The sequence below is a fragment of the Paraburkholderia sprentiae WSM5005 genome (assembly GCF_001865575.2).
GTDB classification, from domain to species: Bacteria; Pseudomonadota; Gammaproteobacteria; order Burkholderiales; family Burkholderiaceae; genus Paraburkholderia; species Paraburkholderia sprentiae.
In genome coordinates, this window is record NZ_CP017561.2 from 1,359,583 (window position 1) to 1,383,636 (window position 24,054).

At 56.7% G+C, this 24,054-nt stretch carries 16 protein-coding genes and 8 pseudogenes; 18 read left to right on the forward strand and 6 right to left on the reverse strand.

What is annotated here, in order from left to right; genetic code table 11:
* Positions 1-62 precede the first annotated feature (62 nt).
* From BJG93_RS06205 to BJG93_RS36370, 7 genes and pseudogenes are all read left to right on the forward strand, one after another.
* The gene (locus BJG93_RS06205; protein ID WP_027197457.1) at positions 63-1,652 is read left to right on the forward strand and encodes an aspartate:alanine exchanger family transporter; all 1,590 of its coding nucleotides are present in this window, start codon (positions 63-65) and stop codon (positions 1,650-1,652) included.
* 73 nt (positions 1,653-1,725) lie between these two features.
* A complete protein-coding gene (locus BJG93_RS06210) occupies positions 1,726-2,721 on the forward strand; it encodes a 2-hydroxyacid dehydrogenase (protein ID WP_027197458.1) in 996 nt (331 codons plus the stop codon).
* A gap of 34 nt (positions 2,722-2,755) precedes the next feature.
* Positions 2,756-3,448 carry a potassium channel family protein gene (locus BJG93_RS06215; protein ID WP_027197459.1) on the forward strand — a complete coding sequence of 231 codons (693 nt, stop codon included), beginning with the start codon at positions 2,756-2,758 and terminating at the stop codon, positions 3,446-3,448.
* A gap of 228 nt (positions 3,449-3,676) precedes the next feature.
* On the forward strand, positions 3,677-4,354 hold the full coding sequence (locus BJG93_RS06220) for a carbonic anhydrase (RefSeq protein WP_027197460.1): 678 nt from the start codon (positions 3,677-3,679) through the stop codon (positions 4,352-4,354).
* A 113-nt stretch (positions 4,355-4,467) separates the two neighbouring features.
* Positions 4,468-4,548 (forward strand): annotated as a pseudogene (locus tag BJG93_RS06225) (IS6 family transposase); the annotation flags it as partial.
* A gap of 79 nt (positions 4,549-4,627) precedes the next feature.
* Positions 4,628-4,977, forward strand: a pseudogene (locus BJG93_RS36365) (IS66 family transposase); the annotation flags it as partial.
* Positions 4,978-5,076: 99 nt separating this feature from the next.
* Complete coding sequence (locus tag BJG93_RS36370; RefSeq protein WP_231337462.1) at positions 5,077-5,274, forward strand: transposase domain-containing protein; 198 nt, start codon at positions 5,077-5,079, stop codon at positions 5,272-5,274.
* 88 nt (positions 5,275-5,362) lie between these two features.
* On the opposite strand, the gene BJG93_RS06240 is transcribed toward BJG93_RS36370, so the two are convergent.
* Positions 5,363-6,994, reverse strand: a complete 1,632-nt coding sequence (locus tag BJG93_RS06240; RefSeq protein WP_154671818.1) for an FAD-dependent oxidoreductase — start codon at positions 6,992-6,994, stop codon at positions 5,363-5,365.
* Between the two features lie 427 nt (positions 6,995-7,421).
* Here BJG93_RS06240 and BJG93_RS06245 point away from each other — a divergent pair, with 427 nt between their 5' ends.
* Positions 7,422-8,774, forward strand: a complete 1,353-nt coding sequence (locus tag BJG93_RS06245) for an MFS transporter (protein ID WP_154671819.1) — start codon at positions 7,422-7,424, stop codon at positions 8,772-8,774.
* A gap of 85 nt (positions 8,775-8,859) precedes the next feature.
* On the opposite strand, the pseudogene BJG93_RS36375 reads toward BJG93_RS06245, so the two are convergent.
* A pseudogene (locus BJG93_RS36375) lies at positions 8,860-9,083 on the reverse strand (IS5/IS1182 family transposase); the annotation flags it as partial.
* A 54-nt stretch (positions 9,084-9,137) separates the two neighbouring features.
* A pseudogene (locus BJG93_RS36380) lies at positions 9,138-9,449 on the reverse strand (transposase); the annotation flags it as partial.
* Between the two features lie 520 nt (positions 9,450-9,969).
* Between BJG93_RS36380 and BJG93_RS06255 the strand changes: the two are divergent.
* Complete coding sequence (locus BJG93_RS06255) at positions 9,970-12,750, forward strand: LuxR C-terminal-related transcriptional regulator (protein WP_027197463.1); 2,781 nt, start codon at positions 9,970-9,972, stop codon at positions 12,748-12,750.
* Positions 12,751-12,774: 24 nt separating this feature from the next.
* Here the strand turns inward: BJG93_RS06255 and BJG93_RS36040 are convergent.
* Together BJG93_RS36040 and pdxR are read right to left on the reverse strand one after the other, a co-directional pair.
* Positions 12,775-13,099 (reverse strand): annotated as a pseudogene (locus tag BJG93_RS36040) (hypothetical protein); the annotation flags it as partial.
* Positions 13,100-13,269: 170 nt separating this feature from the next.
* A complete protein-coding gene (gene pdxR, locus BJG93_RS06260; RefSeq protein ID WP_027197464.1) occupies positions 13,270-14,754 on the reverse strand; it encodes a MocR-like pyridoxine biosynthesis transcription factor PdxR in 1,485 nt (494 codons plus the stop codon).
* A 306-nt stretch (positions 14,755-15,060) separates the two neighbouring features.
* Here pdxR and BJG93_RS06265 point away from each other — a divergent pair.
* Positions 15,061-15,332, forward strand: a pseudogene (locus BJG93_RS06265) (amidohydrolase family protein); the annotation flags it as partial.
* 89 nt (positions 15,333-15,421) lie between these two features.
* Here the strand turns inward: BJG93_RS06265 and BJG93_RS06270 are convergent.
* Positions 15,422-15,532: pseudogene (locus BJG93_RS06270) on the reverse strand (IS5/IS1182 family transposase); the annotation flags it as partial.
* 566 nt (positions 15,533-16,098) lie between these two features.
* Here BJG93_RS06270 and BJG93_RS06275 point away from each other — a divergent pair.
* The 8 genes and pseudogenes from BJG93_RS06275 to BJG93_RS36385 form a co-directional block, all read left to right on the forward strand.
* The gene (locus BJG93_RS06275; protein ID WP_082194626.1) at positions 16,099-17,205 is read left to right on the forward strand and encodes an FAD-binding oxidoreductase; all 1,107 of its coding nucleotides are present in this window, start codon (positions 16,099-16,101) and stop codon (positions 17,203-17,205) included.
* 6 nt (positions 17,206-17,211) lie between these two features.
* The gene (locus BJG93_RS06280; protein ID WP_027197466.1) at positions 17,212-17,898 is read left to right on the forward strand and encodes a M24 family metallopeptidase; all 687 of its coding nucleotides are present in this window, start codon (positions 17,212-17,214) and stop codon (positions 17,896-17,898) included.
* A gap of 45 nt (positions 17,899-17,943) precedes the next feature.
* Positions 17,944-19,176 (forward strand): ABC transporter substrate-binding protein, encoded by a 1,233-nt coding sequence (locus BJG93_RS06285; protein WP_027197467.1) that lies wholly within the window; start codon positions 17,944-17,946, stop codon positions 19,174-19,176.
* Positions 19,177-19,302: 126 nt separating this feature from the next.
* Complete coding sequence (locus BJG93_RS06290) at positions 19,303-20,223, forward strand: carbohydrate ABC transporter permease (RefSeq protein ID WP_082194627.1); 921 nt, start codon at positions 19,303-19,305, stop codon at positions 20,221-20,223.
* Positions 20,220-21,065, forward strand: a complete 846-nt coding sequence (locus tag BJG93_RS06295; protein WP_027197469.1) for a carbohydrate ABC transporter permease — start codon at positions 20,220-20,222, stop codon at positions 21,063-21,065. Before BJG93_RS06290 ends, BJG93_RS06295 begins: the two co-directional genes overlap by 4 nt.
* 199 nt (positions 21,066-21,264) lie before the next feature.
* Positions 21,265-22,341: an ABC transporter ATP-binding protein gene (locus tag BJG93_RS06300; protein WP_027197470.1), complete on the forward strand. Its 1,077-nt coding sequence runs from the start codon at positions 21,265-21,267 to the stop codon at positions 22,339-22,341.
* Between the two features lie 99 nt (positions 22,342-22,440).
* Positions 22,441-23,250: a PIG-L deacetylase family protein gene (locus BJG93_RS06305; RefSeq protein ID WP_027197471.1), complete on the forward strand. Its 810-nt coding sequence runs from the start codon at positions 22,441-22,443 to the stop codon at positions 23,248-23,250.
* Between the two features lie 605 nt (positions 23,251-23,855).
* A pseudogene (locus BJG93_RS36385) lies at positions 23,856-23,984 on the forward strand (SIS domain-containing protein); the annotation flags it as partial.
* Between the last annotated feature and the right edge of the window lie 70 nt (positions 23,985-24,054).

Here is a 24,054-nt window from a genome sequence, read left to right on the forward strand (position 1 = left end):
CAGCAAAGCGACTTTAATATTGATGTACTGCTCTGTTGCTTTGTCGATCATTAGGGGGCGGCATGGATGCAGTCAGAACGTTTATTGAAAGTCAGCCGCTATTCGCGCTCTTCTTGACCATTGCGGTGGGCTACCTGATCGGCGAGATCAATGTGAAGGGCGTGGCTCTTGGCTCCGGGGCCGTGCTATTCGTGGGTCTGGCGCTCGGCGCGTTCGCTCCGAAATCGACGCCGCCGGCATTGCTGGGCACGCTCGGTCTGTTGATGTTTCTTTATGGCATCGGCATTCAGTATGGTGCGCAGTTCTTCCGTGGGCTCACGAGCCGCGAGGGCATGAAGGCCAATGCAGCCGCGAGCCTCGGTGTGATCGTTTCGGGTCTCGTCGCGTGCGGTTTTATCCGTTTCGGCGTATCGCTTGCCGATGCCTTGGGGATCTTCGCGGGCAGCGGCACGAGCACGGCGAGCCTGCAGGTTGCCATCGCGTCGATGAAGAGCAGCGATGCCGCCGTGGGCTATAGCGTTGCCTACCCATTCGGCGTGGCAGGGCCGATTCTCTTTATCTATGCGCTGAAGCTGGCCCTCAAGGTAAACATACGCAAGCCGCCTGCGAAGTTGCTGGAGACTGCGGAAATCGCGCTACGCAACGACAGCTTCGTCGGTCTCAGGGTGTCGGAGCTGTTGACACGCCTGCCTGCCGGCGTGGCGATCGCGGCGGTGCGACGCGCGCATCGCAACCAGCTCGTCACCGACGAATTCTTGCTGCGTAGTGACGACGTCCTGCTCGTCACCGCGACGGACCTGCGCCTGCTCGACGAAGCAACGGCGCTTTGCGGCGAGTTGCAGCCCGGGCGTATCTCCAGCCATCGGGAAGACCTCGACTACATGCGCGTGTTCGCATCGAATCCGTCGGTCGTCGGGATGTCGCTCGGCAGTTTGCGCTACCCGGAGGGCGTGAACTGCGCGATCGCGCACGTGCGGCGCGGCGACACCGATCTGCTGTCCACGCCTGAGCTCATTCTCGAAGCGGGCGACCGGGTCGGCCTGCTCGTCAATCGCGCGCATCAGGCGAGCGTACGCGCGTTCTTCGGCGATTCGATCAAAAGCACCGCCGACCTCAGCTTCATCTGTCTGGGCATTGGCGCGGCCGCAGGGCTGCTGGTCGGCGCGATCCCGCTGCGCTTTCCTGGTCTCGGCGCGTTCAGCCTGGGTCTCGCGGCGTTGCTGCTGGTCGCGCTGTGCCTCGGTAAGGCGCGCCGCAGCGGGCCGTTCGTCTGGGTGATGCCGCTTTCGGCGAATCTCGTGCTGCGCAATCTTGGGCTCACGATTTTCCTCGCGCAGGTGGGCATCGCTTGCGGACCCAAGTTCGTCGCGACCGTGGGCACCGCCGGGCCGCTGCTGCTGCTTTATGGCGCGATCACGCTGCTGGTGCTGGTCGGCGTGACGGCGATATGTTGCCTGTGGATCTTCAGGCTGTCGTTCGATGCGTCGGTCGGCGTGATCTGCGGCGCGACCGGCAACCCGGCGATTCTCGCCTTCGCCAACCGCGTCGCGCCGACGGACCAGCCCGACATCATGTACGCGATGATTTTTCCGTCGATGACGATCGTCAAGGTGCTGTTCGTGCAGATCGCGATAGCGATTGCGGCGGGCTGAACGTGCCGGCATGGACCGGCACGCACTTGCGCCGCAGGCGAACGGAAGTCCAATCCGGATACAGGAGCCCATCATGAAAGTGGCGATCTTCAGCTCGACGCGCTATGAACGCCGGTATCTCGACAAGGCCAATACAGGTGGCGAGCACGAGCTGCACTATTTCGATGTTTTGCTGGATATGGACACCGTCGGTCTGGCCGCCGGCTTCGACGCAGTCTGCATCTTCGTCAATGACAAGGCGGATGCGCCAGTACTGAGCGCGTTGCACGAGGGTGGCACGTGCCTGCTCGCGTTGCGCTGCACGGGCTTTAACAACGTGGATCTCGAAGCGGCGGCCAGGCTCGGCATGAAGGTCGTGCGCGTCGTGACGTATTCGCCGAACTCCGTGGCGGAGCACGCGGTAGCGCTATTGCTCGCGGTCAATCGCAAAGTGCACCGTGCCTACAATCGCACCCGCGACTCTAACTTTTCGCTCGACGGACTGACCGGCTTCGACCTTTTCGGCAAGACGGTCGCGGTGGTTGGAACGGGCAAGATCGGCTGCGTGTTCGCGAAGATCATGCTCGGCTTCGGCTGCAGGGTGATTGGTTTCGACCCGCAACCCTCGGCGGCATTCGAGGCGCTCGGTCTGAGCTATGCGAAGCCTGGCGAGATCGGGGAGAAAGCCGACATCATTTCGCTGCATTGTCCGCTCACGCCCGCGACACACCACGTCGTCAATGCACAAACGCTCAAACGCGCGAAACCAGGCGCGATACTGATCAACACGAGCCGCGGCGGGCTGATCGACACCGAAGCCGCCATCGACGCGTTGAAGACCGGGCAGCTTGGCGGACTCGGAATCGACGTGTACGAACAGGAGGGGAGTCTCTTCTTTCGCGATCTCTCCAGCGAGATCATCACCGATGACGTCTTTCAGCGCCTCGTCTCGTTTCCAAACGTCATCGTCACCGGGCATCAGGCCTATCTGACGCATGAGGCATTGACGACCATCTGCGAAACCACGCTCGAGAGCGTCTCGGCGTTCGAGAAGAATCTGCCTTTGCAGAACGAGGTGAAGGTCGGATAGTTGGCATACCCTACGAACCGGGCGAGAGGTCAATATGGGTATCGGTGCCACACGCGACGCCCTGCCGCATGTTTTTTTTCAGCGCTGCTTCTGGCTGTTTGCCGTGCTGCTCGTTCTCATCGGCGCGGTGTCGTTTGTCCCTGCGACCGACCACGGCCGCCTGGTTCTAAGCAGTGTCAACATGTTGCTCCTGATTGCGACGGTCGCAGCTGTCGGGCGCACGACACGGTCGTTCGTCATCGGTCTGGCACTCGCCATTTCCGCAGTGTGGTTCCAGTATCTCGGTCTCTGGCACGACAGCGATATCGATCTGACGTGGTCGTGGATCTTCAGCGCCGCACTTTATTTCATGACCACCGCGTTTCTGCTTCGCTACGTCTTCCAGCCGAAGATCATGACGCAGGACAAGCTCTTTGGCGCTGCGGCTGCATTTCTGCTGATCGGTGTGCTCTGGGCGTACCTTTACCCGATCGTTGGATTCTTCTACCCGCAGTCGTACATGATCGTCGGGCAACCGGGACGACTCGTCTATGCCGATGCCCTTTACCTGAGCATAACCGTACTCACCAGCACGGGCTTCGGTGACGTGACGCCGCTCACGCGCCAGGCGCGTGGCCTGTGCATGCTCGAGCAGATAACAGGGGTTTTATTCGTCGCGATACTCATCGCCCGCCTGGCTGGCGTCTATCCGCCGCGAGACAGCTACATCGATGACGGCGTACCGTAGGCGTCAATGATGTGCCTGCGCGCGTAAGCAGCCTGCGGAGGTCGGCTTAGCCGCAATTGGAATAGTCACGTGCCGCCGGTCGTAGCAAGGCGAAAGAGATACCGCACGGTCCGTCGAGGCATCTGCTTGCGCGGGACGGGACTCGCCTGTGTCCCGGCCGTATGAGAGCCGGGAGAACGTCGGGCATCGACAATACACGACTATTTCTTTCTGTTTCGGAGGTGCGCCATGCGCAAACTCATCATGGGCATTGTTGAATTCCGCGAGAAAATGCTGCCCCAATATGCAGAGCAGTTCAGTAAGATTGCGCTTGCCCAGACCGCTGACACACTCTTCGTCACCTGCTCGGACAGCCGGGTTGTGCCGGACCTGCTCGCATCGACTCATCCGGGCGATCTTTTCACGATGCGCAATGTCGGTAATCTGATACCGCCGGCGACGCCCGAAGGAGACTCGACCGGCGACCTCTCCGAAGCAAGCGCGATCGAGTACGCCGTGTTGTTCCTGAAAGTCGCCAATATTGTTGTGTGTGGGCATTCCGAATGCGGCGCGATGAAAGCCCTATATGCACGCAACCCAAAACTGAAAGCGCCGAACCTCGATAAATGGCTGTGCCATGCCAGTAGCGCTGCGTTTCGCCTCGAATATGAAGGTCCACTCAACGACAAGCTGAAGCCGCACGACCAATTGTCGCAACTCAATGTCCTTGTGCAGCTTGAGCATCTGATGACCTATCCGATCGTCCGCCAGCAAGTCACCGCGGGGGCGCTGGTATTGAGCGGCTGGTGGTTCGACATCGCGAGCGGCAACATGTACGCCTATGAGCGGGCGAGCCGCTCGTTCGAAGTGATCGACCGCGCGCTGGCTGAGCGGCTCGCTGCGCGCCTGGTTTCGCGCGCACGGTGAAAGTCGGCGCAGTTCCTGACGCGCAGACTCGAGCGTCTTGCGGGCTTTCACCCGTTGTCCGCATCCTGCCTGACCCAGCCGATCCAGTGGTTCCGCGCAGCGGGTGCGAGTGCTTGAGCCTGCGCGACATCAAGGAGTTGTTGCTCGAGCGCGGTGTCGTGGTCACGTACGAAACAATCCGTTGCTGGTGCGAAGGATCTCCTGAAAGAGTTCAACTGAACGCTTCAGGCGGACTCGTTCGCCGGGTACAACGCGATCTACGATGACTGCCGCATGAGAGAGGCTGGATGCATGGCGCACGCACGCCGCAAATTCCATGATCTGTTCGTCGCACGCGGAAACGAGGTCAATTCCGAAGCGCTACACCGGATCGGCGAGCTGTATGCAATTGAGTCCGCGATTCGCGGCAAGCCACGGAGGTGTGAAGACGTGTCTGGCAGGAATAGGCGCGTCCGCTACTCGACGCCCTCGAGACCTGGCTGCGCTCGACATTGAGTCATGTGTCGCAGAAAGGCGATACCGACAAAGCCATCAACTACGCGCTCAACCACTGGCCTGCGCTCACAACGCACGTCGACGACGGGACCGTCGAGATCGACAACCATGCTGCTGAACGCGTCCTGAGAGCGGTAGAGCAGGGAAGGAAAAACTTCCTGCCTTTCGGCTCGGACAATGGCGGCGAAACGGGTGCCGCAACCTACACGCTGGTCGCCACGGCAAAGCTGAACGGCCTCGATCCCGAAGCGTATCGGCGCTACGTCATTGCTTGTGTCGCCGATCATCCGGTCAATCGCGTCTGCTTCCGTGGGTCGCTGCCGATCACATCAAGAACGACCACCCCTGAGAATCCTCATGCACTCACCGGTGTCAAGAACGGCCTGCACCGGACGCTTACGTTGAGTTTGAGCTTTTCGTCGTGATTCGCCATCAAAAAGACCCACGGAGCCGATCGGGACCGACTCTGGGGTTTCAGTTCAATGACGGGGCTTTTTCTATCGCCGCGATACTTTAGGGTGTCGCGGAACGTACCGGTTGCTTGGAAACACTAATATTGCCGGTGCTGTCGCGGGATAGGCAGACGTGCTGGACCCACCGATCGTCTGTTTCGGGAAAGTCTGTGCGCCCGTGGCCACTGCGCGTTTCCTCCCGCGCGAGTTTGGCGCGAGCCACGAGTTCGGCGGCCAACGTCAGATTCGCCGCCTCCTCAGCGGCGAACAGGCTTTGTTTGCTGATCAGGTTTTCTGCTGAACTGCGTAGGGCACCGATCTTCGCGATAGCATCGGTGAGACGGTCATTGTTCGACACGACGCCCGCCTGTTCCCACATCACCGACTGCACGCGTGAGATGATTTCCGCCGGATCCTGCGTACCTTCACCTGACAGTCGTGCCTGTTCCGCCAGCACCTGCGTTTCGTCGATTTCCAGCGCCTCGTGATCGCTTGCGAATCTCGCAGCATTTTGACCGGCAACCAGGCCGAACGTTTGCGTTTCCAGGAAACCACAGCCTTGCATACGGTCGCCGCCCAAAACCCCGCCGGAAGACTCGCCGGCTGCGAAGAGAGCTTCAACGGTTGTAGCCGCGTTGGAATCGATCCAGGCACCGCCCGTGGATCGTTGGAACATTAGCGTAATGGGCACGGTCTGACCGCCTTGATACTGATGGCCGACAGGTGCACGGGAGCGAGCAACTTGCCCGTCCTCGACATGCCAGACGACGGGGCCGCGCCCTTCGAAATTTTCTTGATACACCGCACGCGCCATCATGTAGCGGGGTGCACATTCCAGATTGACCGGATCATAACGTTCCATGATGCGCTCGCCCAGCGCATTCACATACTTGGCACCAAAAATGGGACCGGCAGGCGGTGAATCACGGAACTGTGTGAATTCGACATCAACGATCGTAGCCCCGGCCTCGAATGCCAGTCGCCAACCATCGCCAGTAGTGCGGCTACGTTCGTCTTTAACCTCGTCGCAGAGCACAGAATAAAGGCGATTTGCACCACCAGCCGCGAGCACAACTGCCTTCGCCTTGATGATGATGGGTTCACCGTCAGCGGTGACGGCGTAAGCACCGTTGACGCGTCCCTGATTCGACAGTAGACGTGTGACCATCACACCTTCAAGCAAATCCACGTTGGACTTGATGACTGCCTCGCGTACGGGCAGCATAACGTTGGCATGTACGCCGGGGCCCAGGCCACGGGCTTGGAGCGTGCGACGTACCGAGTGACCAGCACGTTTCGATATGAACCAACTCCCGTCGGGGTTGGTGATGAACGGCACGCCCAACTTTTCCATGTCTTCCGCAATCTGTCGGCCATAACGGGCGCAGGCGGCCACCAGATCAAGATCGCAAATGCCGCCTGCGGCTTTGAGCCAGTCTCCGATAAAGAGGGCGTCGGTGTCCTCCGGGTCCAGGAGGGGAACGCTGAAGCCAACAAGAGCGCTCGGGCTTGAGCCGCTTTCACTGATTCTCCCCTTATCGACTAGCAGGACGCGGGCGCCTGCCTTCTTCGCTTCGATTGCTGCACGGCAAGCTGCGGAACCACCGCCGATAACAAGCACTTCACAACTTAGCGTTTCCATCTTCCAATCCTGTTGTTTTTGATGAGTCATCGAAAGTGAATCGATATTCAAACTCGCCCAACTGCTTGGTTGCACGCATCCGGCATTCGCAAAAATAGCAGGTTAGGGCTTGTCCGATCTCGAGATAATCGCCTAGGCGGCAACCCGAATATTTTTCGCAGCGAGGGCAAGTGAATCGGTACCCGGGAAGCGGACCGCAATGTCCACCCCCGCAGCAATAGTCTGGTTCAAGTTGCAGATCGAAGGTATCGGCAGGAGCATCTGATGCCATGAAATTGAAGTTCCGTAATTCTAAATAATATTCTAAACAGTATGCGGAGCGGCCGGAAACCGCTATCGGTGTTAACCATTAAGCGTGTTAGCCCTTACTCGTAAGCACTAATGCAATAAGTTATCCAAAAAAGAATACATTGCAACGGGATTAAAAGATCCGTGGCGACACTGGATCGTCGGACGGAATAACGAAAGGAGATCAGCGTTGGAAGATGCGAGCGCAACAAGGTCAGTTAATTTGACGCAGTACATAGACGAAACACCTTGGACTACGGCTCAGAAAATGATGATAGTCATGATGGCGCTCGCCTTCATTATCGATGGGTGCGCGAATCAGGTACTTGGTCTTGCTATCCCTTCAATCGTTGCTGAATGGCATGTTCAACGGGCGGCGACTGCGCCTATCGCTGCGATTGGCTTGTTGGGTATTGCATTCGGCGCCATGGGCGGCGGTATAGTTGCGGATCGTATCGGACGACGAAAAAGCCTTATCGCCGCGATTACCCTCTTTGGTATAGCAACGTTGCTATCTGCGTCAACGAATAGTGTTGCGTCCTTGGCGGCGGTGAGATTCTTTGATGGACTCGGATTGGGCGGTGCATTGCCTATCTGCACGGCGTTGCTTGCAGAGACCAGTCCCCGTAATCGGCGCGCTATCGCTATCGCAGCAGGGATGTTGTTTATTCCTGCGGGCGGCGTTATTTCGGGGCTATTGAGTACAGTCATCGTGCCGACATTTGGCTGGCGCGGCCTTTTCGTGGGTGCTGGTTTGCTGGCTCTTGCATCGGCGGTGTTCTTCGCAATCGCTATTCCGGAAAGCCCTTTTTATCTGGCGTTGCGCCCCGAGCGGAAAGACGAGTTGGGTCGCGTCATGCGTCGCCTGAAAACGAATGTTGATCCGAATATTGTTTTCTACGACGTCATTCCGCCGCGCGAGGAGCGAAAGATCTCGACACTCCTGAATAGCGAGTATCGAACGATAACCATCGGCGTATGGGTTGGCTTTTTCTGCTGCCTGCTGGCAAGTTATACCCTGTTCAGCTGGCTGCCGTCACTTCTGTCGGCTCGGGGCTTCACTCATGCACGCACTGGCTTCGTGATGAGCCTTTTCCATAGCGGATCGATCGTCGGCGGGCTGATCAGCGGCATTCTTTTCCAGCGATATGGCGTACGTAAGCCCCTATTGGGAATTGCTGCTGCCGCTTTGATTATCGCCATAGTGCTCTCAGTGTGTTCGATCGATCCCGATCACAGCGTCGTGCTGACTATTATTTTCATGGCCTTGGGATTGCTGCTGGCGGCGATGCATAACGGCTTCTATACGCTCACGGCTTTTGTTTATCCTTCGGCTATTCGGGGCAGCGGCATCGGTGCTGCGTCAGGACTCGGACGACTTGGTGCGATTACGAGTTCGTTCACGGGTGTCTTTTCCATGGGGCTCAGCGCAGAGTCGAACACCTACTTTTTGGTGATCGCGGCTTGGCTTTTTATCGGGCTCATAGGCGTATCCGTAATTCGTGCGCCGAAAACACTGGTGCCGGCCGCGAGCAGCGCATAAGCTCAGCTACAAAAGTCCCGAGGCGAACCCTCCTCGGGGCCTTGCGGCCGGCAGGGCGCGCGGCCGATCTTGTGCGCGGGCACTTCTTGCGATGGCGGAACAGATTCTTGACGACATGAAACGGATGCTCGACCCGTGCGCGAGTCTGCGCCTTGGTTCGCTAGACCTGGATCGGCAGATCCTTCAGCGCACCGTCACGCATTGCCTTGATTTTTCCGTGCTTGACAGCCACACGCCACTGCACCGGATTGCCGTGCATCTCGTCGCGGTTTTCAACGCCCGTGTAGCCGGCATCGCCGAACGCTTCCTGCTCATGCCCGTGCAACGAAGCATGGGCTTGCGATCCGTCCGATACGTTGGCCGGTGTACCCACAGGCTATGCACCAGACCCGAGTCGGCATCGACGCCGATATGCGCCTTCATGCCAAAATGCCATTCGTTGCCCTTCTTCGTTTGATGCATCTCGGGATCGCGGCTGTTCCCGGCGTTCCTGGTCGACGGCGGCGCCTCGATAATCGTCGAATCGACCAACGTGCCTTCCTTCATCAGCAAGCTGCGTTCGCACAGCGAAACGCCGATCTCGTCGAACAGCTTGCGCGTCAAGTCATGCTCGACCAGCAGGCGGCGGAACTTCTACAACGTGGTCGCGTCTGGCACGTCCTCGACCGCCAGATCGTCCTCGGTGGCCGGTGCGATGACCGCCGAGCCGAATAAATCAGTGTTGCCCAAGTCGTTCATGCAGGCGAGCGTTACCGGATGCCGGCTGATGTTGTCCACGTTACTACTGCCGGGCGCTGCAGGCGCGAAGGTAATTGCAACCTGGGCTTGGAAACCCGGAAAGCCGTTCAATGTCCGCGTGCCGAACTAGCTGGTGCTGATCGACACCAGCAACATGTCCAACGTTTCGGGGGTCGGTTCAAAAATGGTGACACATGCGGCGCTATTTTCTCTTCGCAGCACACGTGGGGTATGTCGCGCGTACGACTCGACAACATGCCCCTTGTGGCATGGCTCGAATGCATCACTAGCGGCAATCCAGGCATTTGAAGCGCGGACCGTCGGTGCGGCGGGCTCGCGGGTCTGATGTCAGTCTGCTGAGTGACCTGGACGGAACGCTGTGCCATGGGTCGCAGCAATAGCGCTGGTAAAATTTCGCGCTATTATTTCTGCATTGGGGCGCCAGTAGAGGACAAACATGGATGCGTCGTCAGACAGTACCGATCGCCCATGGAGCGTGTCGCTGATTCAGACCAAGATGCTCCCGCCCCGTCTTCCGTCTGGCTGCGTGCAACGATCCGTGTTGCTTAAGTGGTTGCATAAACAGCCGGCTCGTAGCATCACCGTCGTGACCGCCCCGGCGGGGTTCGGCAAGACGACATTGCTTGCTGGTTGGTGTGAAGCGCTGTCGCAGCGAAAGCATGTTGTTGCATGGCTCAGCCTCGACGCTGAAGACGATGATCCGCAGCAGTTCTGCGCTTACCTGGTGGCCGCATTCGCCAGGGCCTCGGCGGAAATTGCCTCGCAAGCGCAACACATCCTTAATAAAGATCCGCTGACTCCTAACAGAACGGTCATTTCACTACTCCTGAACGGGATCGCTGCATCCGGCAGGCGCGTTTTCCTCGTGCTGGATGACGCCGACCGTCTGACTGCGAAACCAGTTCTTGCGATTACTTCCCGTCTGCTTCGCTATGCCCCCGAGAACATGCATATCCTGCTCGGGGTGCGAGGTGAGCCGGCCTTGATGGTTGGCCAGTTTCGAGCGCCAGAGGAACTCGTACGTATTGACGTCGACGATCTCCGTTTTTCGATCGCCGATGCGCAAGCATTTTTTGACCGGACAGGCACCGTGCCGCTTGACCGGACCAGTGTTGAGTTGCTGAACGACGCAACGGAGGGATGGGTCGCTGGCTTGCAACTTGCCGCTCTTTCGCTACGCGATGTGGGCGATGCGGCCAAGGTCGCCGGTGCGCTGGTCGGAGTCAGCTCCGGAATCGATTCGTACCTGAACGATTCCGTGCTCGCACATCTGCCGCTCCCTGTGCTCAAGTTTCTGCTGCACACGTCGATTCTTGAACGACTCGCCCCTGAGTTGTGCGATGCCATCATGGGCAGGGGAAGTGGAAGCGGGGGCCAGCTCGACTGGCTGGAGCGACACAGCGTGTTCATCCGGCCGCTGGACGAAACACGGCACTGGTACCGCTATCATGCGCTCCTGTCCGACGCACTTCGTCGGCGCCTTCTTCGCCAGATGCCGCAACAGGTCCCGTTGCTGCACCGTCGTGCGTCCCAATGGTTTGCAGGAGCACGTCTTTGGCCCGAGGCAGTCAGACATGCCTTGGCTGCGGGCGAACTCGAGCAGGCGGCACAGTGGGTTGAAAACTGTGCGACGGAGATGCTCGAGCGCGGTGAGTTGAACACGTTGCTAGGATGGATCGGAAAACTGCCACCGGATGTCATCCAGAGACGGCTTCGTTTGCGCCTGACGAAAGCATGGGCGCTCGTGTTCTCGATTCAGCCGGACGCCGCCTCGAGGGAAGTTGCTGCTGTTACCAACGAATTCTTTCGGGGGCGTCGCAAGGATACCCGCATGGTAGAGGAAGCGGCATTGGCGGAGATCAACGCGGTCAGCGCACAGATCGCCATTATGGTAGAGGACAGCGAGCGGGCGCTCGAACTGGGCCTTGCTGCTCAAACCTCAATGGCGCCTACGGCGCCTTGGGTGCAGCGATGCGCGCAATTCGCGCAGCTCTTCGGCTTGATGCACAGGGGCGGGTTCGACCAGATACGTGAAATACGCGACGCCGTCGGCGAGCGAGTTGAACAGGGCCAGGAGCCCGACTATTCGGATATGTTTCGGCGCTCGTCGTTCGGTGTTGCTGCATTTGTGCATGGCGAGCTGTCTGAATCAAGGCGAATTTTTGAGGCGATGTTCCACGACATCGAAAAAGCATGGGGCCGCTCGTCGTCCTGCGCAACCTGGGCGGCCAGTTGCCTTGCTGCGATCTACTATGAGTGCAACGAACTGCCTGAAGCGCGGAGGATGATCGCGGGCCGCACGATCATCGCACTGGAAACCTCGCCGCTAACTGGTTTGATGCGCCATATACTGTCTGCAGCACGCTTGCTGTGGCGCGACGGGGAGGTGGGTTCGGCGTTGGCTATGCTCGAAGACGGTCGACAGGCCGCCGTAACCCGACACTGGCTGCGTCTGAAGTTGGCGCTGGATGCCGAAACGGTAAGATTGCTCCTTGTAGAAGGCAACGTTGCTCAAGCCAGGCAGATCGCCGACGAGCTGAGCAAGAGCGTGCCAATGATGTGCGAAGGGCGGACTGGATGCGCGGTAGACACGTGGACAAGCTATTGTCTCCTGCAGGCTCGCGTACTGATCGCCGGGGATCGTGCAGATGAAGCCGTCACGCTTCTCACACCTTTGCTTGATACCCTGGCTGCTACGGGCAGGCGCTGTTCGGAGGCTGTGGTTACCTTGCTGTTCTCATGCGCGCTCGCGCAATGTGGAGCGTCGGAAAAGGCGCTTGGTGCGCTCGAACGAGCGCTACGGCTCGGAATGCAGAGCGGCATGATTAACAGCTTCGTGGATGAGGGGCCACCCGTGCGCGCGTTGCTACAGCAATTTCGCTTGGCTTCAGCGAACGTTCCTACGGCAGAAACGGCGTATATCGACGGGCTGCTTGCAGCTTTTGATGCCTTCGGCAATTCACCGGCTGCGTCGCCCGCGCATGTTGAGGCCGCGCCGCTGTCACCGGATGTTCTTAGTGCAAGGGAGTTCGAGGTACTCGAGTGGGTTGCCCGCGGTCTTTCGAACAAGGAAATCGGCCGGTCGTTGAAACTGGCACCCGAGACGGTCAAGTGGCATTTGAAAAACGTCTTCGAAAAGCTCGACGTAAATTCGAGAATTGAAGCCGTACAGAGAGTTTTTGGACCTGGGGTAGGAAAGGGCCGCGCGGCCATGTAGTAACGAGCCATATGCAATAGCCCTCACCAGATTCGGCGCGGACATCCCCAGATCGCCTGGAGTTTTTTTCTTAGTATCACCAGCGCAGCCGCTTCCGCCAGCGCCCTTCTGCTGCTGCTGCAATTGCTCCTCAAGCTGCTGGATGCGCTTCTTGTCAACTTTCGACTGATGACGCTGCTCGCGCGCCTGCTTGGCAGCATTCGCGTTGGCCGCCTGGCAAGCAGCCCGCCACGCCGCAATCTGTTCGGGATAAAGACCTTTGCTGTCGGCGCCACGTGTACAACGTCTGTTCTGTAATCCCCGTTTTTATGGCCAGCGCCGAAACCAGCGCATTGTCCGGCGGCATCATGCGGCGCACTAATGCTTCTTTTCTCTCTGCTGAGTAGGCTTTTCAGTCACCCTGATTTTACCGCCCCCGGACCATGTCTATAAGAATCAGATAACACGACAACGATTCTGACGCCGGGGGAGGGTGACATGAGCAGCATTGCTGTCAAAACTTGCCGCGAACGAAGTCGCCTAAGAGGATGCTCCTAGAATCAACCCCAGTTTTCGGCCTGAAAACCTGGCTTGCGACAAGCTTAAGGCGGAGTACCCCATGATAAAGGCCGGCCCAAAAGACGCTCTGCGACAGAGCGATCCAAGCGATTGCAATGCAATTCCGACAGTTGCCGCTTGATTGACGATGTCTTGCTCGTCCGTCCCCGGCTTTAGCCAAAGAATGAAGTGAAACCCTGCATGGCCGCCAGTTACGTTGTATTTTCCGGAAGCGTGACGCTCAAGCTCACGAATCAGGACGTCACGGCGTTGCTGATAAGCCTGTCGACACCGCCGCAGATGACTCGAAAAATCGCCACTCGCCATGAAAGCAGCCAAGGCAAGCTGGGTCGTTCCACTGACGGGTGACCCGATCATCTCCGACAATGCAAGCATTCTATTCTGAAGGGCTGGTGGCACTACCATAAACCCGACGCGCAGATTTGCCGCGACAGTTTTGTTGAACGAGCTGCAATAGATGACCCGTTGGTGCTGATCCTGCGACTTGAGTGCGGGAAGCGGCGCAGACTGAAAACTAAACTCTCCATCGTAGTCGTCCTCGATAATCCACCCCTGATTTTGGTGAGACCACTTCAAGAGGCTCTCTCGACGGTCAACTGACATAGTCACGCCGAGCGGCGACTGATGTGCGGGCGTGGTGTAGACAAGCGAAATGTCGGGATGCTTTTCTAGATCGGCGACTTTCATCCCGTACTCGTCGACCGCGATATCGACCATGTCAGCGCCGGCTAGCTCAAATATCTGACTTGCTCCGGGGTAGCCAGGATCTTCGATCGCTACCTTACTGGACGGCTCCAACAGCACTCGCGCCACCGCGTCAATCGCGTGCCTGATTCCTGATGTAATGAAGATATCCTCTGGGCGGCATAACAGCCCGCGGAAAACACCAAGGTAAGCGGCAACCTGCTGACGCAACGGGTACAAGCCTCGGGTCGGCATGAAATCTGCATCTATCGTCCCGCTGTCTTTCGCTGCTTCCGCCGCGTGCTTATGCCAATGCGACGCCCGCAATAGGTCCGGCGCTGCGAGACGAGCGATGAACGGGATACCCGCCTGGACCGGAGCCTCCGCAGACGTTAACAACATGCCCCTGTCCAACACGTCGGCTGCAAGTCGATCGTTAGGCTTGTGCAGATCCGCCGTTAAGGATGGCAGAAAGCTGTCCGGGACGGCCGCGCTCACGCGGGTCCCCGATCCTGGTGTTCGAGTGATATATCCCTCCGAACACAGTCGATCAAACGCCGCCTCTACCGTTCCACGTGATACATGCCATCGGTCGGCTAACGTGCGCGACGAGGGAAGGCGGCCCTGCGCGGAAAGCAGCCCTGTCGAGATCGCGTTGCGGATCGTGTTCGCTATGCAGTCGCGCTTTGAGCGATTCCCAGCTTGGGGAAGCGTTGGCGGAAAGGGAAGATCGGGCGATAAAGCGGTCTTTCCTCGGGCCATAGTGGTCTAACTTCCGCTGCGTTATCTGGTCCTTTAGTTTACACCGAACGATTTGTATAGTCGTCACATGGGATCAGTCACGGCGTCTACTGCAACAACGTGCTGTCTGCATCAACCCATGACGACAGGTCGGAAGCCGGCATTATGCTGCGAGTCGGGCCGAACGCCGCGACACCGACTTTTCACGCGGGAGTCGTGTAGCCCGAAGCATTTTGACTCCACTGATTACTGAAGCGATTGTCCAACCGAAAGTTGCCGCTTGTTACGCGTTTCCAGTAGCCCTGGATCTGATGAGTTGTTATTTATGTGGTCGAGGCTGAAGGACGAGTGCTAGCGCCGGGTTTTATCGATGCTCATACGCACGACGATACCAACGTCATCCGCTTGCCACAGATGCTACCGAAGATCCCGCAAGGCGTGACGACGGTGAGTGTAGGCAATTGCGGAATCAGTGCGTCGCCGGTGATGCTCAACGGCGATCTGCCTGATCCGATGAACTTGTTAGGCGTTCAAGGTGATTTTCGGTATTCGTTGCGTACATCGATGCCGTGAACGAAGCCCGCCCGGCTGTGAACGTTACAACGGGTGGGACATTTCGTGCCGCGTGGCGTAGGTTAGAAACTCGACGCGCTTGGGCACTTTTGACTAGAAGGGTTAGAGCGTGCCAGGAATCTTGAAATAAAGGTACGGCGTGAACGAACATAAGCATGGCGAGGATCACAAAATGAAGACCGGTGCCGGTTTCGGGTAGTCGTTCATAATCGCGCGCAAGGCAACGCCGAGCAGAGGCTCGAGCGATAAAGCGGTCTTTCCTCGATGCATAGTGGTCTAACTTTCGCCGCGTTATCTGGTCCTTCAGTTTAGTCAGAACGATTTGTATAGTCGCTGCGTGGCGCCAGGCAAAGTGTTCAACGCAACGACGTGGTTGTCGGCCATATCCCTTTTCAAAGTTCCGAATACGGCAACATTCTGTGAATCGGGGCGAGCTCCGCTTCATTGGTCTGGCATGCAGAACATCGCATTGCCTGAAGCCGTTGACTCACTGACTACTGAAGCAATCCTCCAACTACAAAGTGCCCCACGTCACGAGCTTTTATTAGCCAGGATGTTGACGGTGGGCAGGGATTTGGGCTCCGGTTTTTTTCGAGCGGCGCATACCGGGTGACTTGAAGCGAAGTTCGACTGCGTCGCGTTGGCAGGCTGTTCCCTGGGAAGAAAAGCGACGGAAACGTAGCCTTAAATCGTCGAAATAGGCGTTGCAATACGAGGCGCTTCACGCAGTCAGAGCGTCAGTAGTTTATCTCTAGGGTAAGTGGGAACCTTTCAAACAAATCAGGAAAAACCATGAGTTCGTCAGTATCGGCAGGCGAAGTGCAGGCGCAGGTGGAGAGCCTCGAACGTCGTGGAGAGTCGGTTGTAATACTCCGATTGCGTCCCGTGGACGCACCATTCGCCTATACCGAGGGCCAGTACCTAAGTATCTCTGTTCCTGGCACGGCGGAGCGGCGCTCGTACTCAATGGCTTCGCGCTGTCATCCCGATGGCGCTATTGACCTGCATATCCGTTTGCATAAAGACGGCTTGTTCTCGCGTATGCTGCGCGAGCAAATTGGCGCCGGAAGCTCATTGACCTTTTCCGGACCCTACGGAAATTGCGTCTGGAGTGTCCCTGACACTGAGGCCGCTACAGTGATTCTTCTCGCGACCGGGACGGGAATCGCGCCTCTCAAAGCCATGGTCGAAAGGCACTTACCTGATGCCGCCCGAAATGATGTCTGGCTGTACTGGGGTGCGGAAACTCCTGACGACTTCTATGTGGCAGACGAACTGCAATCACTTGAGCAAGCTTTTCCATATTTTCACTTCATTCCCGTGGTGCGATCCGAAAACGAGCGTTGGACCGGATCGAAAGGGTTCGTTCAAGATGTCGCGGCTTCAGCTCACCCCGATTTGCGGAATGCCTACGTCTTTGCATGCGGTGCTCCAGCAATGATTCGTAGCGCCCGTGATCTTCTCGTGTCCCGTAATCATCTGCTTGCTGACAGATATTTTTTTGACGCTTTCGAACCCTCAATGTTCCCTCGTGCCGCTAGTCTGAACCCGTACTCAGTTTCAAGCGTCGCAGTCGTCGTCTCCATGCCAGATCAATCTGTCCGTTCTGTTCGTTGCCCAGTGGGAGCGTCGCTGATGCTATCCCTGGTGTCCAAAAACATCATCCATGCGATCTGCGGTGGCAATCAATCGTGCGGCACCTGTCGGGTAACGATCGAGGGTTCCGCGATATCAAGGTTGCCCGAAATAACGAAATCTGAGAGGCGTTTGCTTCGCGCATTACCTGACAGTGGTCCGTTCGACCGCTTGTCGTGCCAACTGAACGTGGCTCCTGAACACGAGGGCATGCACATCACGATTCCTTGCGGAATGTTCGATCAAATTGTTACTTCGGAGTAAAGCGCCGTGAATCACCACGAAAATCCGCTTGAAGCAGTTGGGAAAAATTATGATGCAGACCAGATGATGGTGGTGCGCGAAAAAACCCGTGAAGCTGTCAGAGCGATCGCCTCAGCGATAAAGCCTGGAATGATTGAGGAAGAGACGACCGAGATGGCGAAAGACATCTTGAGCGATCTAGGTTTGCTCCGAGGCTGGCACGACGTCTGTATTCGGTTCGGGGAAAATACCGTGACCATGACCACTGCTCCTCTCAACCCAAAGATGGTACTTGGTGAAGACGATATCTTCCTTGTTGATATCGGGCCCTGCTGGAAGCACTGGGAAGGCGATGGCGGGGACACATTCGTCACCGGTTTGAATGCCGACATGGCACGTTGTGCCGCAGACGTGAAAAACGTGTTCCATGATGTACGGCGCCACTGGTTAAGTACTCACGCGTCGGGTAAGGAACTTTATGACTTCGCAAAGAGTTGCGCGGCGCGACGAGGCTGGGAATTGAATATGGACTTGCCCGGTCACCGAATCGCCGATTTTCCACACAAGGTCATTTCGAACACCCCGTTATCAGCCATCGACTTCCACCCGTCGAAAGAACTCTGGGTTCTGGAGATCCATATCTGTGACAAAGATCGTCGCTTCGGTGCTTTCTTCGAAGACATGCTGCTCGACGATTCGCATTTCGAGTTGTAAGGCAGGCTCGCTAATTTAACCAGGTAGATCCAGGAGGAGAAGGCGATGAGTTTGTGTTCGCGCGCGTCCTTTACATTCAGGAAGATTGGCGTAGCTATCGTATTTGCTGGTGCAGCTCTGTCTGCGCGCGCCGACACGGTCCGAATCACCGTTTCACACTACAGCGATTCGACTGGCCCATATTTCCAAAAGATGGCGCAGGAGTTCGAAAAGGCTAATCCTGGAACAACGATTAAAGTCGAAAGTGTGAACTGGGATTCGCTGCAGCAAAAGTTACAAACGGACATCATGGGAAATGCCAACGCAGACCTCGCAATTATCGGTACTCGCTGGTTGCTGGACTTCGTGAAAGACGATGTGGCCGAGCCGCTTGACGGCTACATGGACGCAAGCTTTAAGGACCGATTTATTGGACAGATGTTGGTCCCAGGTCAAATCAACGGTAAGGTCTACGGACTGCCGAACGCAGCTGCGGCGCGTGCATTGTATTACAACAAGGATTTCATGACGAAAGTCGGATATCCCAACGGACCAAAGACCTGGAGCGACGTGATCAACGCATCGAAGAAGCTGAAAGCGCTGGGCGTGGCCGGCTTCGGTCTGCAAGGCAAGGAAATCGAAACAGACGTCTACTTTTACTACGCCCTCTGGAGTTTTGGAGGCGACGTTGTGGGCAAAGATGGTAAGGCTGCCTTTAATTCGGCTGCCGGTGTGCAAGCCGCGACGCTGTATAGGTCAATGATCGACGAAGGTTTAACAGAATCGGGCGTAACAGGTTACAACCGGGAAGACGTGCAGAACCTTTTCAAGCAGGGGCGGGTGGCGATGGTGATCTCGTTGCCCTTCCTCGCAAAGCAGATCGCAAAGGAAGCGCCCAATCTGAAGTTTGGTATCAATCCGATTCCGACGGGGACCACCCACGCTACCTATGCAACAACTGATTCGATCATGATGTTTAAGAACTCCAAGGTAAAAAAGACTGCTTGGAAATTTCTCGACTTTCTTTTTTCAAAGGACCCGCGCGTGGAGTTCACCAGGACAGAAGGTTTCCTGCCGACCACGAAGGCTGAAGCGGCGGATCCCGCGCTCAACGATCCCATTACGAAGTCGTTCAGCGCGTTGTTACCAAACGCACACTTCGCACCGACCGTAACCGGTTGGGAAGACACCGCGAAGGCGGTTTCAGATGCAATGCAGGCAATCTATCTAGGCCGGGCACAACCGGCTATGGCTTTGAACGTGGCAGCTGCAAAAGCAAACCAGGCATTGGGCAAATAGTTTGCACTGAGCGTCTGGTATCAAGAAGGCCACGCGTGCTGTCCGACGTCGGTCAGCACGCACGCACTGAACATAAGCCAAGGTTCGCGAGCCTGCCGCGAACTCGTCCCATGAAAGGAAGTTCGAATGTGTTCAGCTATATACAACCGATTCCGCGTGAGCCGTTTTGTCTTCCCGCGCTTTTCTGCGGCATGGTTACTAATAGCGCCGAGTCTGATTTTGACGGTAGCAATTATTGGTTATCCGGTCTTCAATCTCATGTATCAATCGTTGCACGATATCTCGCGATTTGGCGCGATACGGGGCTTCGTTGGGCTCGGCAACTTTTCACAAGTCCTGGCAGACCGGGAATTTGTTGACGCACTGGAACGTACCGTCTACTGGACCGCTGGCGTCGTGGGCGGAACAATCTTTATTTCAGTGCCGGTCGCGCTGATTCTTAATCAAGATTTCTACGGACGCGGCCTCGCTCGCACCATCGTTATGTTGCCTTGGTCCATATCTTTGACCATGACCGCCGTTGTTTGGCGTTGGGCGTTTAACGATGATTATGGCATGGTTAATGTCACGCTGCATCGACTTGGTTTAATTGCAGGGCCAATCCATTGGCTAGCATCCGCAGGGCTTGCTTTCCCGGTGGAGATCTGCATTGGAATCTGGGCGTCCATTCCATTTACCGTGACTATTCTGCTCGGAGGCTTGTCATCAGTTCCGGGCGACATCTATGAGGCTGCGCGGATTGACGGCGCGAGCATCTGGCAGCAATTCCGACGATTGACGCTGCCTCTGATGAAGCCTTTCATCAACATGGCGATTTTGCTGAATGTGATCTACGTGTTCAACTCATTTCCGATTATCTGGATCATGACGCAAGGAGGGCCGGACAAAGGCACGCACATTCTCGTTACATATTTATACGAACTTGGGTTCCGCCTGGGCCGTCCAGGTCAGGCGGCAGCGGTTTCTCTCATCATGCTGGTAATACTGTTTCTGTTTGCAATGCTGTATCTACGTCTGCAGTCGTCGAAGGAAGCGGAGTCAATATGAACAGTGTAATAAGGCGTTCGCTATGGTCCTGGATTGCGTTGTTCCCGTTGATCGCGGGAGTGCTATTCCCGTTTGCGATCATGCTGTTCACGGCGCTCAAGCCGGCGAATGAGGTGTTCGTCTATCCTGCCCATTGGTTGCCGGTTCAGTGGCAATGGAGCAACTTCGCCGATATGTGGAACCGGGCAAACTTCGGGGTGGCACTGCGCAATAGCATGATGATCAGTTTGCTGTCTATGGCCCTTTCGTTGTTCGTCGCTCTGCCCGCAGCATACGCTTTGGTCCACTTCCGGTTCGGGGGTAAGGACGTGTATCGGAAATTTCTGCTAGTTACACAGATGATCTCGCCCATCTTGTTGGTGGTTGGTTTGTTTCGACTTGCTGCAATGATTCCATATGGAAGCGGCAATCTTGTTGATTCGAAGTCCGCAGTCGTGATCTCCTATGCGGCATTCAATGTTGGGTTCGCTATCTGGATGCTTTCGTCATACTTTGAGACGATACCCCGCGATCTGGAAGAGTCGGCGTGGCTCGAAGGCTGTAGTCGAACCAAGGCGGTTTTTAAGGTCTTTTTGCCGCTGGCAGTGCCCGCCGTCGTTGTCACGGCCATCTTCACATTCATTAACGCCTGGAATGAGTTCGCGGTCGTCTATACGCTAATTAGGTCAGCCGAAAACAAGACACTGACCGTTCAAGTCACCGATATGGTTGCCGGTAAATACGTTGTGGAATGGCAGCTTGTCATGGCGGCGACATTGTGCGCCACGTTGCCAGTTTCTGTCATTTTCGCTTGGTTACAGCGCTATCTTGTCAGGGGTCTCGCATTGGGCGCTGTGAAGTAGCGTCAGACCTAAGGCCGACTGCGAATGCATGGAGAACCGCGACACGGCAGCTAGCTACCTTTGCCATGTTCCCCGCCAGCGTTTCCGGCGGCTCCGGTGATCGGAGCGAAGCAAGTTGTCGGCAGCGCGGCCCTGCTTACGCAACCGACCTGTGGAAGAGATGCAAACAAAACATGCTGTAATCGAAGAAAGGGAAATCATGGCAGCAGTGCAATTGCATGGTATTCAGAAGCGCTATGGCACCACGCAGGTAGTTCACGGGATCAATCTGAACATCGACGATGGAGAGTTCATTGTGCTTGTGGGCCCGTCTGGATGTGGAAAGTCCACTTTGATGCGAATGATCGCAGGATTGGAAGATATCAGCGATGGTGACCTGATGATTGGTGGCACCCGCGCCAATGACTTTTCTCCCCAGAAGCGAAACATCTCGATGGTGTTTCAAAGTTACGCGTTGTACCCAAATCTAAGCGTGTACGAAAACATTGCGTTCGGCCCGCGAGTTCGAAGGGAGCAACCAGGCAGCTTCAAACCTCGCATCGAAGCTGCGGCGAAAATGCTCAATCTAAGCGGTTATCTCGACCGGTTGCCGCGCGCGCTTTCCGGTGGCCAGCGCCAGCGCGTTGCAATGGGCCGTGCGGTTGTTCGAGATCCGTCGCTCTTCCTTTTTGACGAGCCCCTCTCGAACCTTGATGCAAAATTGCGGGTCCAGATGCGCGCAGAGATCAAGTCGCTGCATCATCGTCTCAAAAGTACGGTCGTGTATGTTACCCACGATCAGATTGAAGCGATGACAATGGCCGACCGGATTGTGGTAATGAACGCGGGTCGGGTCGAGCAATTCGGTCGTCCATTGGACCTCTACGACCAGCCTGCAAATCTGTTTGTTGCCAGCTTTCTTGGCTCGCCGGCAATGAACTTCGCAGAAGGAATTATGGTTGCGTCACCCGACGGTGTAGGAGTGAAGTTGGCTGATGACAACGTTATCGGAGTGCCGCAGGATGTAGCTTCTACGAGGATTGGCAGCAAGGTCACGCTCGGTGTTAGGCCAGAGCATGTCGACGCGAGGTTGGAAGATCAGAGATTGTCGATGAAAGTCGACATGATGGAGCCGACTGGTGCGGAGACTCATTTGTACGGCACGGTAGGTGGGAGCACGTGGTGTGTGACGACCCGTCACCGGGTCGACGTTGCTCCTGGTCGGACCGTTGCGCTGCGGATACCGGGGGCGCATGTTCATCTGTTCGATACGGTGACCGGTTTAAGGATCGGTTAATTGCGTTGGAAAGACGCTGAGACGTGAAACGCATCGGACGTTCTTGGATGAGCGCATTGGCTTATCCGGAAAGGTGCGGTTATTTTTTCTAAAACAGGAATGACGCGAGCTATTGGCCGTAACGATCGGATTTTGGTTCTATCCCCTCACCTGGACGACGCGATTCTTAGTCTTGGGGGCAGCATTGCATCCTGGACAGACGCTGGCGCCGTGGTTACAGCGTTGACCGTTTTCACGGCAGAAGGAGATGACAGTGCTCTGAGATCAAAGATAGTAAAGAAGATGCATAAGCTCTGGAACCTCGGCGAGCATCCGTATGCAACCCGCAGAATTGAAGATATTGCTGCGTTAGAAGTCGTCGGTGCCAATTATATTCACGGTAACCTGCTTGATTGCATCTACAGGCAGACCGAAAACGGTAAGAGCCTTTATCCTTCCGAGGCATCCGTTTATTCGGCGGCTCCTGCCTCCGCGGAAACGATATACGGACCTCTTAAAGAATTGATCATCGGATGCTTGGACACAATCAACCCAACGCTCGTGCTTTCTCCAATGGGAATCGGCCGGCATGTCGATCACTTCATTACGTCCGAAGTGTTCAGGGAAATTTCGCACGGCGCCGAATACGACGTCGCCCTGTATGAAGAAATTCCGTATGCGACGGGCAAGTATCCGATGATTAACCCCGACAATGTCCAGGCAGCCAAAGACAGGAGCGCATGGGGTATCCGGTCCTCCAGGCTCGTGGAGATTGATTTTGAGCGCAAAAGGCGCGCCATCGAATGCTATAGCTCTCAGCTTGTAGACATCTTCCCTGACGGGTTTGGGGTTCTCGAGGACTATATGTCGACATTGAACGGAGAGCACGCGGTCGAGCGCATTTGGCAGGCCGACACAAATTCTAATTGAGGTGCCCAGTTCGGAGCGTGCCTGGTTGCGGTGAGGAGAGCCGGTTTCCCAAGCGTTATAGAAAATACAACCAGGAGATAGGGTTTGCGGTGTTGGAGCCTGTCGAAGTTGCTGCTCGAAGCTCCTACAGTCGAAAGGACGACGCGCCGTACGTCCCGCATGGCTTCATCTATCCGGACGTTCATCGGGGCGTGATTAGCTCTACATCGCGCACATTGCCGGGTCTGCATATGGGACGGGCAATACGCGAGGCACCGGCATGTGTGGCAGCGAATACCGTCTCGGAAGCCAGCATGTCGGAAATGCCTGGCAGCAGGTGGGCCGTCGGCATCGAACACAGCAGGCGTGTCTCGCGCGCGGTGCGCGGCCCACCATCGTCGTTTTCGATTGTGAACCGCGTTGGCCGCGATTTACGCCGAAGGAGATGTAATTGTCGAATATGCTTAAAGAGGCGCTGGCGTCCGCTGAAATAGTCGCCGCGCAACACTCGGACACTTCCGGCGTCGAGGCACTCGCGGCGATGCTCGCGCAGCAGCCGCGCCTTGTCGCGCTGACCGTCGCTCGTGGAAGCTCGGACCGCCGCTCACGCGTCGCTCGATCCGATCGCCGCTCACGCGTCGCTCGATCCGATCGCCGCGCTCCTGTCCTTTTACGTGATGGCGGCTGCTCTTGCCGACGCGCGCGGACGCAATCCCGACGTGCCACGCCATCTTAAGAAAGTCACTGAAACTCACGGATGCGAAATCAGGTTCAGCTGCGCGCGAAGCCGCACTGAAGCATGGGCATCCGGTGCAATTGTGCGCG